Origin of the sequence: Shewanella zhangzhouensis, from assembly GCF_019457615.1 — a bacterium.
Lineage (GTDB): Bacteria > Pseudomonadota > Gammaproteobacteria > Enterobacterales > Shewanellaceae > Shewanella > Shewanella zhangzhouensis.
The window spans coordinates 50,001-67,004 of sequence record NZ_CP080414.1; the positions used below are offsets into that span (position 1 = coordinate 50,001).

The window sequence follows — 17,004 nt, forward strand, 5'->3', positions numbered from 1 at the left end:
TGTTAAGGCTAGGGGGTCATCCCGACTTACCAACCCTTTGCAAACTCCGAATACCAAAGAGTGCTATCCGGGAGACAGACGGCGGGTGCTAACGTCCGTCGTCAAAAGGGAAACAACCCAGACCGTCAGCTAAGGTCCCAAAGTAATTGCTAAGTGGGAAACGATGTGGGAAGGCTTAGACAGCTAGGATGTTGGCTTAGAAGCAGCCATCATTTAAAGAAAGCGTAATAGCTCACTAGTCGAGTCGGCCTGCGCGGAAGATGTAACGGGGCTAAGCAATTCACCGAAGCTACGGGTGTGCACGATAACGTGTACGCGGTAGAGGAGCGTTCTGTAAGCCGTTGAAGGTGAAGGGGTAACCCACACTGGAGGTATCAGAAGTGCGAATGCTGACATGAGTAACGATAAAGGGGGTGAAAAACCCCCTCGCCGAAAGACCAAGGGTTCCTGTCCAACGTTAATCGGGGCAGGGTGAGTCGACCCCTAAGGCGAGGCCGAAAGGCGTAGTCGATGGGAAACGGGTTAATATTCCCGTACTTCTGCTAACTGCGATGGAGAGACGGAGAAGGCTAGGCCAGCACGGCGTTGGTTGTCCGTGTTTAAGGTGGTAGGTAGTGTGCTTAGGCAAATCCGGGCACATATATACCGAGAGCTGATGACGAGTCACTACGGTGACGAAGTGGTTGATGCCATGCTTCCAGGAAAATCTTCTAAGCTTCAGGTTAGCAGGAATCGTACCCCAAACCGACACAGGTGGTCGGGTAGAGAATACCAAGGCGCTTGAGAGAACTCGGCTGAAGGAACTAGGCAAAATGGTACCGTAACTTCGGGAGAAGGTACGCTGCTGTTGGTGACGGGACTTGCTCCCCGAGCTGACGGCAGTCGCAGATACCAGGTGGCTGCAACTGTTTATCAAAAACACAGCACTGTGCAAACTCGCAAGAGGAAGTATACGGTGTGACGCCTGCCCGGTGCCGGAAGGTTAATTGATTGGGTTATCGCAAGAGAAGCTCATGATCGAAGCCCCGGTAAACGGCGGCCGTAACTATAACGGTCCTAAGGTAGCGAAATTCCTTGTCGGGTAAGTTCCGACCTGCACGAATGGCGTAATGATGGCCACGCTGTCTCCAGCCGAGACTCAGTGAAGTTGAAATTGCGGTGAAGATGCCGTATACCCGCGGCTAGACGGAAAGACCCCGTGAACCTTTACTATAGCTTGGCACTGAACATTGACCCTACATGTGTAGGATAGGTGGGAGACTTTGAAGCGGGAACGCCAGTTCTCGTGGAGTCAACCTTGAAATACCACCCTTGTAGTGTTGGTGTTCTAACCTCGGTCCATGAATCTGGACTAGGGACAGTGCCTGGTGGGTAGTTTGACTGGGGCGGTCTCCTCCCAAAGAGTAACGGAGGAGCACGAAGGTTGGCTAAACACGGTCGGACATCGTGTGGTTAGTGTAATGGCACAAGCCAGCTTAACTGCGAGACAGACACGTCGAGCAGGTACGAAAGTAGGTCATAGTGATCCGGTGGTTCTGCATGGAAGGGCCATCGCTCAACGGATAAAAGGTACTCCGGGGATAACAGGCTGATACCGCCCAAGAGTTCATATCGACGGCGGTGTTTGGCACCTCGATGTCGGCTCATCACATCCTGGGGCTGAAGTCGGTCCCAAGGGTATGGCTGTTCGCCATTTAAAGTGGTACGCGAGCTGGGTTCAGAACGTCGTGAGACAGTTCGGTCCCTATCTGCCGTGGGCGTTGGAAGATTGAGGGGGGTTGCTCCTAGTACGAGAGGACCGGAGTGAACGAACCGCTGGTGTTCGGGTTGTCATGCCAATGGCATTGCCCGGTAGCTACGTTCGGAATCGATAACCGCTGAAAGCATCTAAGCGGGAAGCGAGCCCCAAGATGAGTCTTCCCTTGGACCTTGAGTCCACTGAAGAGCCGTCCGAGACCAGGACGTTGATAGGCAGGGTGTGTAAGCGTTGTGAGGCGTTGAGCTAACCTGTACTAATGACTCGTGCGGCTTAACCATACAACCCAGATGGGTTTCAGATGGTGTAGATAGTCTTGAAGAGACCAGACTTGATTGAAGTGATAACTCAAACAGCTTTCTAAATTGCATGTTCTTGCTGAGAAGCGGGGACATAACGAATTTGCTTGGTGACAATAGCGCTCTGGTCCCACCTGATCCCATTCCGAACTCAGTAGTGAAACGGAGCAGCGCCGATGGTAGTGTGGGGTCTCCCCATGTGAGAGTAGGTCATTGCCAAGCGCCTAATAAGTCGAAGAGGCCACCCAATAGGGTGGCCTTTTTGCTTTTGTTTTACCGCTCGATTATTTCAATTGCGTGCGGCAGTTGGCACTATTGCGGTTCAGAACTGAGTGAATTGACTTTCAGCGGTATAATCGGAGAAACGGAAGTGGAATGTCGTTTGGGTTGTGGTGCTTGCTGTATCGCCCCCTCTATCAGTAGCCCCATTCCGGGGATGCCGGATGGCAAGCCCCCAGGTGTGCGTTGTGTGCAGCTAAGCGATGACAACCTGTGCCTTATCTTCGGCCACGCCGACAGGCCTGACGTCTGTAGTGACTTTAGAGCCACGACAGATGTCTGTGGCAGCAACAATGCCGAAGCACTTTGGATTATTACTTCCCTTGAGACACAAACCAGCTGATTGTAGGTGAGCTAAATGCAACTGACCCGCTATACGGATTTTGGGATTCGCACCCTGATGTATATGGCTGTTCAACCTGAGAGGACTGCCCTGTTCCGGATTGCCGAGATCACTGAAGTATTTGATTTGTCGCCCAACCATGTATCCAAAATTATTCATCATCTGGGTAAGGCCGGTTATTTGCAGACTGTCAGGGGCAAGGCTGGCGGTTTTCGGCTTGCCAAGCCCGCCGCTGAGATAAACCTTGGTGCATTGGTGCGGGAGTTGGAGAATTCATTAGCCCCGATCAATTGCAGCAAACCCGTTTGCAGATTGTTGCCAGCGTGCCAGTTGAAGGGAGTATTGGCCAATGCGGTGCAGGCGTATCTGGCGGTGCTTGATCAGTACCAGTTGGCGGATATAGTGACCAACAGGGAAGAACTGTTGGCGTTGTTGCCGGACTCGACTATTTCAGTCTTACAGCTGGGCTAGTCCCTTGCTGTTGCGCCAGGCGATATGGCAGTAGCTCAGACGTCGGAACCAGAGTGATCCCTTCATCCCTGAGTCTGTGAAGGTTGGCTTTGAGGAACTTTACCGTTGCAGGATGAGGGTGCGCGATAGCCACCACAAATCCCTGCTCATGAGCCTGCTCCATCATAAGTTTGAATTGCTTTTCCAGGCCGCGTTTACTGGTGTCGTTATCAAGAAACACGTGGCGTTTGAGCAATGGCACACCCATCTGTTCGGCTTTGGCCCCGGCTTTGCTGTACCTGGTCGTTAAACTGTCGACAAAGTACAAATTGTTGTGCTTCAGCCTTTCCATCACCCACAACATATGGCTGTCGAGCTGGGTAAGCATGCTGCCCATGTGATTGTTTGCCCCCTTGGCAAAGGGAATTCTCACCATGGCATCATCCACTTTGCGTTTTATCTCCTGTTCATCCATATCACTGGTAAGCCCGCCCTGACCCAAAGGTCTGGCATTCAATGATTGCATGGGGAGGTGGAGCATGATCTCGTGGCCCCTTTGATGTCCTTTGCTGGCAAGTTTGACGCCGAGGGGGCTCGATGGAATTACGGAAAGGGTGATATCTTTTGGAAGTGACAGGACATCCTCATCGGTATGACGATAACCGATATCGTCGATGATGATAGCCAGCTGTGCCCCTTGGGCTGTAAACATCCCTGCTGCAAGCAGCAAACCAATCAAATAGCGCACTAAGTTATCGTTATTATGTAGTTATTTTTGGTTTTCAATCCAGGCGATGGCCGATGCCAAAGTCTGATCTTCAAGTTGTGTTTTACGTTGTTCTGAGTCGATTATAGGCATATCAGCGGCATCTTTAACAGTATTCTGAGCGGCAATTTTAATATCAGGCTCTATCCCTTTGGCATGAATATCATGGCCTTTTGGGGTGTTGTAATGGGCAATAGTCAGCTTTATCGCACTGTCCATGTTGAGGGTGGGGATAAGACTTTGTACCGTGCCTTTGCCAAAGCTTGTCTCACCGATAAGCAGAGCTCTGCCATTTTCCTGCAGCGCAGCAGCCAATACTTCCGAAGCCGAGGCAGAACCCTTATTAATAAGCACCATCATGGGCACATTGGTCATCAGGGTTTGTGGCGAGGCGAAGTAGTCAGAATTAGCATCGAAGTAACGCCCTGAGGTTGAGACTATGCGCCCCTTTGCCAGAAACAAGTCCGCAATTCTGATGGCTTGATCCAACAAACCACCCGGATTATTGCGTAAATCAAGGATAAGTCCCTTGGGGGATTTCCATTGGCTGAGCTGTTTTACCAAGTCCTCTGTGGTGTTGTCCTGGAAGCTGGTGAGTCGTACGTAGGCAATTTCACCCTCTAACCAACGTCCCTGCACTGAAGCAACTGAAATGGTCGCAGGCCTGAGCGTGACCTGGTAGCTGAGTCTGTCACTGTGCTCCAATGTCAGTGTGATCGGCAGGTCATTCAGGCTGTGGTAGCGGATTTCGGCCAGCACGGCATTGAGGTCCATCTCAGCCACCTGGTGCGAATTGACAGCGATAATGGTATCGCCAGCGATAATTCCGGCTTTGTCAGCGGGGGAGTCGGAAAAAGGCGACACAATACGGATGAGGTTATCGTCAGAAGCAATTTCGAAGCCGTAGCCGAAATATTCCCCCCGATTAGTATCGCGGATATTGATAAGGTCCTGATGAGACAGATAGCCCGAATAGGGGTCGAGCTTTTTGAACATGCCCTCAATGGCGCCTTCGATGAGCTCATCCCTGCTTATCTGATTTACATAATAGGTCTCAATGGTATCCATAATGTCTACCAGCAAGGGGTAGTCATATTGGCTGAGCACCGAGCGGGCGTTTTCCTGCCCGGAGAGACTGACAGAAATGCCCAGCGCCAAACCGAAGACCGTAGCGCCGATATAACGGATGAACTGCTTCATAAAGGCCCCCCTGTTCAGTGGGAGCCTGATATCAACGCCTGCAGTAGTTTGCCGGGTCGACAGCCTGCCCCTTGTGCCTTATTTCAAAGTATAGGCCAGGCTGAGTTTGACCACCGGAACGTCCTACCAGTGCAATGGTTTCGCCGCTGCTGACGGTGTCGCCAGGGCTTTTAAGCAGTGCTTGTGCATGGCCATACAGGCTCATATAGCCCTGACCGTGATCAAGTACCAGCACCATACCAAAACCTTTGAGCCAGTCGGCGTAGATGACTTTGCCATCTGAAATCGCGGTAATGCTCTGGCCTTCCGGCGCAGACAGCAGCACGCCTTTCCACTTAATTTGTCCTGAACGGGGATTGCCAAAGGCTTCGCTTAATCGCCCCTTGGTTGGCCAGTTTAACTTGCCTCGCTGGTCACCCAAGCCTATGAGTTTGGGACTTGCCTTAACTGCTTTCACGGCCTGTTCCAATACCCGTTTAAGGCTGGCTTCTTCTATCTGTAGCTGTTCCAGTTCGGCGCCGCGAGAGCTTAAGGTTTTTTGCAGCTCTTTCAGTGTTGCCTGGCGCTGTGCCTGCTCTGATTCCAGCTTTTTCACCTGAGCTTGCTGCTCAATTGCCAGCTGACTGAGCTTTTCTTGCTCATCAAGCTGCTGCGCATGGTTTTGTCTCAGCTCATCCATGGTCTGCTTCAGTTCATTGATGGCCTTGATGCGGGCGTTATTGAGGTACTGGTAATAGGCCAACATCCGCTCTATGGTGGCAGGGTTTTGCTGGCTCAGCAGCATCTTGGTGTAATCGTGGTTTCCGGCAAGGTAGGCACTTGCCAGTTGTTTGGAGAGGGTTTCCTGTTGAGTCGCCTTCTGGGCGTTCAGCGCTTTGCTGCGGCTCTTGAGGCCTTCTAGTTTACCATCAACTTCGTTGAGGCTCGCCTGGGTGAGAGCCATGGCCTTGGCGACTTTAGCAATGGCCTGCTCATCCTCTTTAAGCAGACCCTGCAATTTTTCCCGCTGTTTACTGGTGTCCTTGAGTGCACTTTGCTGTTTTTCTATCTGACTTTGCAGTGATTTAAGCTCGGCCTGACGCCGCGCCAGATCATCGGCCTGGAGCGGCGGTGATAGCAAAAGAAAGCCAGCGATAACGCCGGCTTTCCACAGTAAGTGCTGTGACAAATGGCTTACTCTTTGATGGTAATGAGCACACGTCCGGTCATTTCTGCCGGAATGTCCTGTCCCATGAGGTTCAGCATGGTGGGTGCAATGTCGCTCAGACGACCACCTTCGGCGATGCTGGCATTCCGTCCCACATAAATAAAGGGTACCAGTTCGCTGGTGTGGGCGGTATGTGCCTGACCCGTCGATGGGTCACTCATCTGCTCGGCGTTACCGTGGTCGGCAGTGATAAGACATTCACCACCCACTTTGGCCAGCGCGTCTACCACGCGGCCAATACAGGTATCTACGGCTTCACAGGCTTTAACGGCGGCGTCAAAGTTACCTGTGTGTCCGACCATGTCACCATTGGGATAGTTACAGATGATGACATCATACTTAGCAGATTCAATCGCTTCCACCAATTTATCCGTCAGCTCTGTTGAACTCATCTCGGGTTGCAAGTCATAGGTTGCGACCTTGGGCGAATTAATAAGGATACGGTCTTCGCCTTCGAATGGCTGTTCTTTGCCGCCATTGAAGAAGAAGGTGACGTGGGCATATTTCTCGGTTTCGGAGATGCGCAGCTGCGTCTTGCCGCTGTTTTGCAGTACTTCACCCAGAGTGTTCACCAGGTCTTCCGACGGGAAGGCGATATCGCCCTGAATGTCGCCGGCGTATTCCGTCAGCATCACAAAGTGCGTTTTTGGCGTTACGGCACGCTCGAATCCGGCAAAGGCGGGATCGGTAAAGCTGCGGCTGATTTGACGGGCACGGTCAGCACGGAAGTTCATGAAAATCAGCGCATCATTGTCGTTCAGGCTCACGCTGTCGCCGGCGTCATCCACAATCGCAGTGGGCGCGACAAACTCATCGTTCTCGTCACGGCTGTAAGCCGCTTCCAGCGCATCGACGGCATTGGTGGCCGTGTGCTTGCCCTTGCCTTGAGTGATGAGGTCGTAGGCCTGCACAACGCGATCCCAACGATTGTCTCTGTCCATGGCAAAGTAGCGGCCAACGATAGAGGCAATGCGGCCCACGTTCAGTGAGGTAAACAGCTCAGAGAAGTGCGCCAGGCTGCCTTTTGCGCTGCGTGGTGGTGTATCCCGGCCATCGAGGAAGGCATGCAGATACACCTTGGTGGCACCGCGCTTGGCTGCCATGCGGATCATGGCTTCAATGTGTTCTTCGTGGCTGTGAACGCCACCGGGTGACAGCAGCCCCATGATATGGACGGCACCATTGGCGGCGATGGCGGCATCCACGGCCTTGCACAGGGCAGGGTTATGGTCAAACTCGCCGTCTTCAATGGCCTTGCTGATGCGGGTCAGTTCCTGATACACAATTCGGCCTGAACCCAGGTTGATGTGACCTACTTCAGAGTTACCCATCTGGCCATCGGGCAGGCCCACGTCGTGGCCGGAACCAGAGATCAAGCCGTTGGGGTAGTTAGCTTTCAGGTTATCCAGCACCGGAGTGTTGGCGTGGAAAATGGCATTGCTTTCCTGATCTTCACGATAGCCCCAGCCATCGAGGATCAGTAATGCCAGAGGACGTTTGGCTGTCATCTTGGAGTTAACCTCAAAATTGATAATTGGAAGAAGTGTTGGAATCGGAAAATTGTTCAAATATTACTACGACAGTCCCCGGGGGACAAAGGCATTTGCCCCGATTGCGACCATCGGCGGATTTTGTGAAAGAGGCGGGCTTATTGACTGACTGCCGGGGCGATTTGCTGCATTCTGGTGTCTTGATGGTATACTCTCTGCCCACATTGTTTCAGGTATCCTTACAGACGGAATATCATGCAAGAATACATCGAGTTTTTCAGGGCAAACCCCATGCTCAGCCTGGCTTGGCTGGGTCTGTTTTTAGCTGTGGTCATTACAACAGTTAAGTCTATGACTTCCAAGGTGAAGCACATCAGCACTCAGGAGCTGGTTCAGCTGGTCAATAAACAAAACGCCAAGGTGGTAGACGTTCGCGGCAAAGAAGAATTCCGCAAAGGTCATATCGTCGATGCGATGAACATCAGCATGTCAGAAATCAAAAATAATCAGATTTCTGCCCTTGAAAGCGCCAAGAAGAGCCCCATTATATTGGTATGCAACGCTGGCATGACGTCTGCTCAGGCGGCACAGTTACTGGTTGCCCAAGGTTTTGAGCAGGTATACAGCCTCAAAGGCGGTATGGGTGACTGGCAAGCGGCCAACCTGCCGGTGAAAAAGCGCTAAGCACAGCACCACAGGTTGATTTTGGAGCGACACTGACGTCGCTCTCGCGGGTACATCAGTTACCCTTTTAGTCGGCAAAGGCTTTTGAAGTTTTTTTAGCTGGCAAGATCTGAACCGGGACGGTACTGAGATCCTTTGCGGCCTCAAAAGCCCAGCCCATAACTATATGGCTTCAATGAAAAGCCGACTTAACAAATTGATTGATAGGTAGGAAATTATGGCTGAAGTAGCAAATAACGAACAACAAGCCCCACAGTTCAACATTCAACGTATTTACACCAAGGACGTGTCTTTTGAGACACCAAACAGCCCAGCCGTATTCCAGAAAGAGTGGAATCCAGAAGTGAAGCTGGATCTGGATACCCGCAGCACCAAGCTGGCTGATGACATCTTTGAAGTGGTTCTGTCTCTGACTGTGACTGCCAAAAACGGCGATGAAACTGCCTTCCTGTGTGAAGTTCAGCAAGCCGGTATTTTCCACATCGGTGGTTTGACCGAGCCGCAGCTGGCCCATTCTCTGGGCGCATACTGCCCCAACATCCTGTTCCCATATGCCCGTGAGTCTGTGGCCAGCATGGTTTCTCGCGGTACCTTCCCTCAGCTGAACCTGGCGCCGGTAAACTTTGATGCTCTGTTTGCCCAGTACGTGCAACAGCGTGCCGCTGCCGCTCAGCAGACTGAAGAAGTCAACGCGTAACAAGCGATGAAAGACACTGCCGATATTACGGTACTGGGGGCGGGCTCTTATGGCACCGCCCTTGCCATTTCTTTGGCCAGTAACGGACACAAAACCTTGCTTTGGGGCCATGACCCAGAGCATATCGACACCCTGAGCCGTGAGCGCTGTAACGCCGCCTTCCTGCCCGGAATAAGCTTCCCCGATTGTTTGGTGATGGAAGCCGATTTAGGCAAGGCGCTGGCCGCATCGCGCAACGTGTTGGTGGTGGTTCCGAGCCATGTGTTTGGGGATGTGCTGCGTCAGGCCAAGTCATTGCTCCGTACCGATGCCCGTATCGTATGGGCCACCAAAGGCCTTGAGCCCGAAACCGGTCGTTTGCTGCAGGATGTCGCCCGAGATGCATTGGGCGATGCCTTCCCGCTGGCGGTGCTGTCCGGCCCCACTTTTGCCAAAGAGCTGGCCGCCGGATTGCCAACGGCAATATCGGTTGCCGGCACAGATGCCGGCTTTACCGCTGATTTGGTGGAGCTGCTCCACAGCCCCAAACGTCTTCGTGTGTATGCCAACGATGATTTTATCGGCCTGCAACTGGGCGGTGCGGTGAAAAACGTGATTGCCATCGGCGCCGGTATGAGTGATGGCATTGGCTTTGGTGCCAACGCCCGTACCGCACTCATCACCCGTGGCTTGGTTGAGCTAAGTCGCCTCGGCGAGGCTCTGGGGGCCCAGCAGGCTACCTTTATGGGGATGGCCGGCCTTGGGGATCTGGTGCTGACCTGTACCGATAACCAGTCGCGCAACCGTCGCTTTGGTTTAGCTCTGGGTAAGGGCTGTGACGTGAATACTGCCCAAACCGAGATCGGTCAGGTGGTTGAGGGTTATCGCAACACCAAGGAAGTGTTCACTCTGGCGAAGCGTCTGGGTGTAGAGATGCCAATCACCGAGCAAATCTACGCGGTACTTTATCAGGGTAAATCCCCGCTGGATGCCGCCAAAGAATTGTTGGCCCGAGAGAAAAAATCCGAGACCGCTGCGGCCGATTAAAAGCCGTACTGAGCCCGAAAAAGGATGCTAGAATTGGCGTCCTTTTTTTATGTCCGGGAGTAACAGGCGGATGTCAGACTGCAAGCATCATCAGGTCATCATTATCGGCGCGGGTGCCGCGGGGCTTATGTGTGCCCTGACGGCGGGTTACCGTGGACGGGATGTGCTGCTGCTGGACAACGCCAAACAGCTGGGACGTAAAATTCTTATCAGTGGTGGTGGGCGCTGTAACTTCACCAATCTGCAAACCCAACCATCGGCATACCTCTGCACCAACCCACACTTTGTAAAATCGGCGCTGGCGCGTTTCACCCAGTGGGACTTTATTGCCATGGTGGAGCGCCATGGTATCGCCTACCACGAAAAGACCCTTGGCCAGCTGTTTTGCGATGAGTCGGCCAAAGAGATAGTGGAGATGTTGACCACCGAATGTGACTGGGCAGGCGTGAAGATTCAGCTGCGTACCGAGGTGCTTAATGTAAGCAAAAAGGAAACCGGCTTCGAACTGCACACCAGTGAAGGTAACTACAGCTGCGAGTCTTTGGTAATTGCCACCGGTGGCTTGTCCATGCCAAAGCTTGGTGCAACCCCCTTTGGTTTCAAGCTGGCGCAGCAATTTGGTTTGCGGGTGCTGCCTACCACAGCCGGCTTGGTGCCCTTTACTCTTCAGCCGGAAGACAAGAGCCACTTTGAGTGTCTGGCCGGGGTGAGTTTGCCGGTGACTGTTACCTCGGCTTCTGGTCAGTCGTTCTCAGAGGCGCTGCTTTTCACCCACAGAGGGATTTCCGGTCCTGCCATATTGCAGATCTCTTCATACTGGAAGCCGGGTGAAGCTGTCTACATAGATTTGTTGCCCGGACTGAATTTTGTCGATTGGTACAAAACAATTAGTGTTGAATCGCCTAAATTGTCAATTAAGAATGCGCTATCCCGCTTGCTGCCGAAACGGCTTGTTGAACGGCTACAGGAGATTGGAGCCATCCCGGATAAGGCACTGAACCAGCTTTCCAAGGCAGAAGTGGAGGCCATGGCCGACTATTTTGCCAACTGGTCCATCGCTCCCGGTGGCACAGAGGGTTATCGCACCGCCGAAGTGACTCTGGGGGGCGTCTGTACCGACGAGCTCTCTTCCAAAACGCTGGAAGCCAAGGCATGTAAGGGACTCTATTTCATTGGTGAAGTGGTAGATGTTACCGGCTGGCTCGGCGGCTACAATTTCCAATGGGCATGGAGCTCAGGTCATGCCGCAGGGGAGGCCGTTTAACGGTTTTTCCTTCTTTCTGTGTCGGCCATTAGTAAGTAGCGAAGCCTCTGATTCTTTTGTTAAGGCTTCCCGTTGTCTATGTATAGTCATCTCGGTGTGAAGGTGCTCTTGCTTAATGGACCCCGACCCCTTAATTGCTTCAGCCACGAGTCATTGAGCAAACCAGTCAAAACAGCTAAGCGGTTTTGCGATTCTTTCCTTTCCCTGAATCTATCCATTTGATTTAAAAATTTAAATTTGCGCCGCACACAACATCTGCAGGTGCGGTGACGGATACCTTAAGTGCGACTCATCGTTTCCAGAAATGTACGGCCTATGGGTTCTGCCCCAGCCTGGTCTGTTTTCATTTAACTCATCTTCTGGGTACTGGCGTTATGCGATTACCTATATAGCCATGCTTTCGCTGTGGTTTTGCGTCCTGAATTGGCATTTTCCCAATAAAATAAAGGCGTTTACCCATTGGGAGCTTTTTCTGCTGCTACACTTTTTCAGACAGGGAGTAACAGGGATGCAGCTCAGGAGCACACAGTTGAGATGATGGAACCTTACACCGTACTCGTCGTTGACGATGTTAAAACCAACCTGATGATAATGGGCCAGAGCCTCAAAGGACTTTACCAAATTCGTGAGGCAAGCAGCGGCGCCCAATGTCTGAAACTTGCCCGCAGCGAGCCTCAGCCTGATCTGATACTGCTGGACGTGATAATGCCTGACCTTGATGGTTATGAGGTTTGCAAGGCATTAAAGAGTGACCCAGCGACCACTGATATCCCCATTATTTTCGTGACAGGCAAAGATTCGGATGCTGATGAACAGCTTGGTCTTGAGCTCGGTGCCGTGGATTACATCACCAAGCCAATCAGGCCAGCCATTGTCCGCGCCCGGGTTTATACCCACATACAGCTTAAGCAGCAGCGAGACAGGCTGCAATCGATGGCAATGCACGACCAACTCACCGGGTTATATAACCGTCATTTTTTGATTGAATGCGCATCCCAGCGTTTAGCCAAGGTGGCGCGCCATCGCAATCCCATGACTGTGGTCTTGATGGATGTGGACCATTTCAAGCGGGTAAATGATAGCTATGGACACTATATGGGCGATAAGGTCCTCATTGCTGTTGCCCGATTGCTGGCGACCAATACTCGCAAAGAAGATGTGGTTGCCCGTCTGGGTGGCGAAGAGTTCGTGATACTGATGGACTGCAGCCTCGACAGCGCGGCCGCCAAGATAGAGCATTTGCGAAGCCTGTTGGAGGCGCTGGAACCAGAAGGTATTCAGGTAACGGGTAGTTTTGGCCTGGTAGAGGCGAGCCCCTATAACGCCGATTTCTCTCATCTGCTGGTGTTGGCCGATGACGGTGTGTACCGCGCCAAAACCCAGGGCCGAAATTGTGTTGTGTGTTGCCGGGCTGAGGCGTCGCTCCTGCGGAGCAAGGTGTCGACTGATTAACGGGGTGCCGAGGCATGGGAAGAATTTGTCTGTTGCTGATGATCTCTTTGCTGTCACTCGGGTGCAGTGAGCCCAAGGAGAAAATCATCATCGCTATTAATCCCTGGCCGGGATACGAGGTGCTTTACCTGGCTCAGCAACAAGGCTTTTATGAAGCAGCGGGGCTGAATGTGGGATTTGTCCAGGTGGCGACTCTGTCTGATGCCCAGCGAGCCTATTTGTCCGGCAGGGTCGCTGGCTTTACCAGCACTATGATTGAGGCGGTTCAGGTGGAGGCGTTTGGTGGAAAGCCGGTCAAGGTAGTGTTGGCGGCAGACTACTCTGACGGTGGCGATGTGATACTCGCCAAAACAGAGTATGGCGACATTCCTTCGCTGAAAGGTAAAACCATAGGCTGTGAGGTGAGCTCACTGGGTATTTTTATCCTCGCACGGGCCCTGGCTGCCAACGGCCTGACGTTGGATGATGTCAAGGTAATGAATGTGGAGCAAGGCGACGGTCCCCGCCACTTGCAACTTGGCCTGATTGACGCAATGGTCACTTATCCGCCTTATTCGCTGGCTGCCATGAAGCAAGAGGGGGTGCATCAGGTGTTTTCCACGAAGGAAATTCCCGGCGAGATCCTCGATACACTGTCGATTTCCGCTGAAGCACTTGCCCGTCACCCAGACTTTGTTCCCAAGCTCAGAGCGGTATGGCAGCAGGCGCTGGATTATGTTCGTGAGCATCCTACCGAAGCGGTTGCCATCATGGCACGGCGAGAGGGCATCCCCCCCGACGAATTCAGGCAGGTACTCGGTGATATCCACTTGTTGGATTTCACAGAAAATCAGGCGCTTTTCAATGACATTGCCGGATTGGAAAACATGGCAAGATCCGTGTGCACTACGTTAAGGAGGATTGATGTGCTGGAGAGTGACTGTAGCCACGTAATTGGAATGTTTGACGTTTCCGGGAGCCATTGATGAAGTGGCTTGGTGGGGGCAAGAGTCTGGGCTACAAGCTGAATATGGCTACGGCGTTGCTTGCCATAGGCGTGTGCGTGCTGGTGGGACTCTATTATCAAAACGATGTACGTGAACGAATTCGGGAAGTTGCCCGTCACGAGATGGCCGATTTGGTCAATAGTTTGAATCTGGCGCTTGAAACCAAAGCCAATCGCGGCGATGTGCAGCGTGTAATGGGCGCATTATCAACCAAGGAGTCCATTCGCCGTCTCAGTCTCATCGAAGGCGAAAAAATTACCGCCGATAATCAGGCTGAGTACATTGGCCGTACAGTGGCCGAGGCCTTTGGCAGTCAGGTTCAACAACTCATCAGTAACACACGCACTAAAAACAGCGACGATCCCTTTTTGGAAAAAGACGGTGTGATCCACCAAACCGCACTCCTGTACCTTATTTCTCCGGAACGCCAGCGACTGAGACCTTTTGTGCTTTATGTCGCTTATGATCCTGCCGCCCTTGAACAGGCGGCGCAAAAAGGGTTGATGGAGTTCATTCTGATCCAGTCGTTAGGCTTTATGTTGTTGCTGTTAATCAACACCTTGGTGCAACAGAAGGTAGTCCTTGGGCCCATTAACGCCATTCGACGTCAGATAGAAGCCGATCCCCAAGCGGAACTCGTGCTCAAATCCGACGATGAATTGGGACTCTTGGTTGAAAGCTATAACGCCTCTGCTCGCCAGCGCATAGCGCAGGCCAAAGAGCTTGAAGATTCACGACGGTATATCGATACCGTTATCAATGTAATTCCGGTGCAACTGGCCTATGTGGATGCCATGCGCTGCTACCGTTTTATCAATCGTCGCTATTTGGTTTGGCTTGGCAAGAGTGAGTCGGAGGTTTTAGGTCGCTCAGTGGCAGAGGTGCTACCCCCTATGGTTGAAGATTTGATAGTGCCTTATCAAATGAAGGCACTGCAGGGGAATCAACAAGTTTTCGACGCTGAAGTTGACGACAAATATTTCCAGGCCACCTACGTCCCGGACGTGACCTCGGACGGTGACGTCGTAGGTTTTTTTGCCTGTGTGGAAGACCTGACCCTCATCAAAGCCAATGAGCGAAAAATTGAGTCTTATGCGTTGGAGTTGGAACATAAAAACGCAGACCTGGTGGAGGCCAGAGAAAAGGCTGAAGCTGCGTCCCGAATAAAAGCCGATTTTCTTGCCTGCATGAGCCATGAAATTCGCACACCCATGAACGGCGTGCTTGGGATCCTCTCTTTGCTGGAGAAAACCGAGCTGTCTATCCAGCAAAAACATTATCTGGATGTGGCTTCCACCTGTGCGGAATCGTTATTGACCCTGCTCAACGATATTCTCGACTTTTCAAAAATTGAGTCAGGCAAGTTTGAAATCGAAGAGGTGCCATTCGATCTCATTCAATTACTGGATGATTTTGTTCAACCTTTTGCCATTCGCGCCGAAGCCAAAGGGTTGAAGCTGCTGCTGGACATTTCTGGTGTCCATCTACGCTGGGTGCGGGGTGACCCAGGCAGAATAAGGCAGGTATTGGTCAATTTGGTGAGTAATGCCATTAAGTTTACTGAGGTCGGCTGGATAGCGGTGCGGGTTCAGGCGTCTGAAGATACCGCAAACGGCGTGTCTCTGATGGTGAGCATTGAAGACACCGGAATCGGCATCTCCAAAGACAAGCAGGAGGCGCTGTTTTCGCCCTTCACGCAGGCTGATTCTACGACTACTCGCCACTTCGGCGGCACAGGGCTTGGGCTTTCAATTGCCAAACGGCTGTGTGAGCTTATGGATGGCGGTATCCGGGTCATCAGTGCCGAAGATGCCGGCAGTACCTTCAAGTTCCACTTACGGCTCAAGTCCGAGGCAGCGTCAGGTGTTGAGTGGCCGCCTGCGCTGAATTGCCGCGCCCCGTTGCTTGCGGGTGAGCTTGGTGCCTCCGAGCGAATGTTGTTCGAATTACTCGATTCATGGCAGTTAAGGCCGGTACTTCTGGAATCCAATACGCATCTGGAACAGGCGCCGGCACTGGGGGCTGCGGATTGGCTCATTTATTCGGTACCAGAGCATCTGGTGTCCATCACGGAAGAGCTGCAAAAGACGGCGGCATTCGCCACCGAAAAAGGGCTTAAGTTTTTAGCCATCATTTCCCACAGGCAACAAATTGGATTGGCCCCGGCAATTTTAAGCAGCTGTCACTATCTGTGCCGGCCTATGCAGGCACTTAAACTGGTGGACATATTAAGCGATCGTGATGGTAACGAGGTCGCACGGCCTGATGCTACAGTAGGCCTGTTTTCAGACTCGGCCCAGATACTGCTGGTGGAAGATAACAAAGTTAATCAAATGGTTGCGCTTGGCATGCTCAGAAACCTGGGACTGAAGCATGTGGAGGTGGCCACCAACGGGTTGCAGGCACTTGCGGCACTGCAACATCGGCAATACGACCTTATTTTGATGGATTGTCTGATGCCGGAAATGGATGGCTATCAGGCGACCCAGGCAATTCGAAAAGGTGAGGCAGGACAGAAGTTTAAAGATATCAAAATTGTGGCTATGACAGCCAATGCCATGAAGGGCGATCGGGAAACCTGCCTTGAGGCAGGTATGAATGACTATATCGCCAAACCATTGCACCAGGCAGAGATAGCCAGAGTGCTCGAGCGTTATATTCCCCTGGACAGCGCATCCTGTGCACCGTCCAGCCCTCTGTCGGCAGACACCATACTGTTTGACCGCCACTGCGCCCTTGAGCTGATGTCCGGTGATGGTGAGCTGCTGGGCGACATACTCAAGGTATTTGCCGAAGAAATGGCGGTGTACCTCGAGGCCTTTGAGAACGCCATGGGCCGCAGGGACTTCGCAGCGGTGCGCACCGCGGTACACGCCATCAAGGGCGCTGCGGGCAATCTGTGTATGTCGCCGCTGGCCGATGTTGCCAAAGACATGGAAATGGCCGCCCGCAGCCTGGATTGGGCGTACCTTGACGCGCATCAGGCGGAATTTGTCGATGTATTGCAGCGTACTCTGGAACAAAGCCAATCGCAGACAGCATAATTTGACCCTGGTCGTCTTATTTGGCCAAGAAACTTGGGTGTGCTGCCGAATATGCTATTTT

13 protein-coding genes and 2 rRNA genes (1 of these 15 cut by a window edge) are annotated in these 17,004 nt (G+C 52.4%); 11 read left to right on the plus strand and 4 right to left on the minus strand.

Annotated elements, in window-relative coordinates:
• The 4 genes from K0H63_RS00225 to K0H63_RS00240 all read left to right on the plus strand — a co-directional run.
• A 23S ribosomal RNA gene (locus tag K0H63_RS00225) occupies window positions 1-2,037 on the plus strand; it begins 857 nt to the left of the window's first position.
• 124 nt (window positions 2,038-2,161) lie between these two features.
• Window positions 2,162-2,277 (plus strand): 5S ribosomal RNA (gene rrf / locus K0H63_RS00230).
• Between the two features lie 148 nt (window positions 2,278-2,425).
• Window positions 2,426-2,677: a YkgJ family cysteine cluster protein gene (locus tag K0H63_RS00235; protein WP_220066237.1), complete on the plus strand. Its 252-nt coding sequence runs from the start codon at window positions 2,426-2,428 to the stop codon at window positions 2,675-2,677.
• 15 nt (window positions 2,678-2,692) lie between these two features.
• Window positions 2,693-3,148 (plus strand): Rrf2 family transcriptional regulator, encoded by a 456-nt coding sequence (locus K0H63_RS00240; protein WP_220066238.1) that lies wholly within the window; start codon window positions 2,693-2,695, stop codon window positions 3,146-3,148.
• Here K0H63_RS00240 and K0H63_RS00245 read toward each other — a convergent pair.
• From K0H63_RS00245 to gpmM, 4 genes are read right to left on the minus strand one after another with little or no spacing between them, the layout of a single operon-like run.
• A complete protein-coding gene (locus K0H63_RS00245) occupies window positions 3,123-3,875 on the minus strand; it encodes a divergent polysaccharide deacetylase family protein (RefSeq protein ID WP_434086740.1) in 753 nt (250 codons plus the stop codon). The genes K0H63_RS00240 and K0H63_RS00245 overlap by 26 nt on opposite strands.
• Window positions 3,876-3,896: 21 nt before the next feature.
• Window positions 3,897-5,093, minus strand: a complete 1,197-nt coding sequence (locus K0H63_RS00250; RefSeq protein WP_220066240.1) for a S41 family peptidase — start codon at window positions 5,091-5,093, stop codon at window positions 3,897-3,899.
• Between the two features lie 31 nt (window positions 5,094-5,124).
• Window positions 5,125-6,261 (minus strand): murein hydrolase activator EnvC family protein, encoded by a 1,137-nt coding sequence (locus K0H63_RS00255; RefSeq protein WP_220066241.1) that lies wholly within the window; start codon window positions 6,259-6,261, stop codon window positions 5,125-5,127.
• A gap of 5 nt (window positions 6,262-6,266) precedes the next feature.
• Window positions 6,267-7,808, minus strand: coding sequence for a 2,3-bisphosphoglycerate-independent phosphoglycerate mutase (gene gpmM / locus K0H63_RS00260; RefSeq protein WP_220066242.1), 1,542 nt, complete (start codon window positions 7,806-7,808; stop codon window positions 6,267-6,269).
• Window positions 7,809-8,045: 237 nt separating this feature from the next.
• On the opposite strand from gpmM, the gene K0H63_RS00265 reads away from it, so the two are divergent.
• The 7 genes from K0H63_RS00265 (at window position 8,046) to K0H63_RS00295 (ending at window position 16,943) form a co-directional block, all read left to right on the plus strand.
• Window positions 8,046-8,474: a rhodanese-like domain-containing protein gene (locus K0H63_RS00265; RefSeq protein WP_041409561.1), complete on the plus strand. Its 429-nt coding sequence runs from the start codon at window positions 8,046-8,048 to the stop codon at window positions 8,472-8,474.
• 217 nt (window positions 8,475-8,691) lie between these two features.
• Window positions 8,692-9,171 carry a protein-export chaperone SecB gene (secB, locus tag K0H63_RS00270; RefSeq protein WP_220066243.1) on the plus strand — a complete coding sequence of 160 codons (480 nt, stop codon included), beginning with the start codon at window positions 8,692-8,694 and terminating at the stop codon, window positions 9,169-9,171.
• A gap of 6 nt (window positions 9,172-9,177) precedes the next feature.
• Window positions 9,178-10,197, plus strand: coding sequence for an NAD(P)H-dependent glycerol-3-phosphate dehydrogenase (gene gpsA / locus K0H63_RS00275; RefSeq protein WP_220066244.1), 1,020 nt, complete (start codon window positions 9,178-9,180; stop codon window positions 10,195-10,197).
• Between the two features lie 70 nt (window positions 10,198-10,267).
• Window positions 10,268-11,461 (plus strand): BaiN/RdsA family NAD(P)/FAD-dependent oxidoreductase, encoded by a 1,194-nt coding sequence (locus K0H63_RS00280; RefSeq protein ID WP_220066245.1) that lies wholly within the window; start codon window positions 10,268-10,270, stop codon window positions 11,459-11,461.
• Window positions 11,462-11,995: 534 nt separating this feature from the next.
• Entirely contained in the window at window positions 11,996-12,913 is a 918-nt protein-coding gene (locus tag K0H63_RS00285; RefSeq protein ID WP_220066246.1) for a GGDEF domain-containing response regulator, read from the plus strand.
• 14 nt (window positions 12,914-12,927) lie between these two features.
• Window positions 12,928-13,878, plus strand: coding sequence for an ABC transporter substrate-binding protein (locus tag K0H63_RS00290; protein WP_220066247.1), 951 nt, complete (start codon window positions 12,928-12,930; stop codon window positions 13,876-13,878).
• Window positions 13,878-16,943, plus strand: a complete 3,066-nt coding sequence (locus K0H63_RS00295) for an ATP-binding protein (RefSeq protein WP_220066248.1) — start codon at window positions 13,878-13,880, stop codon at window positions 16,941-16,943. Before K0H63_RS00290 ends, K0H63_RS00295 begins: the two co-directional genes overlap by 1 nt.
• Window positions 16,944-17,004 lie beyond the last annotated feature (61 nt).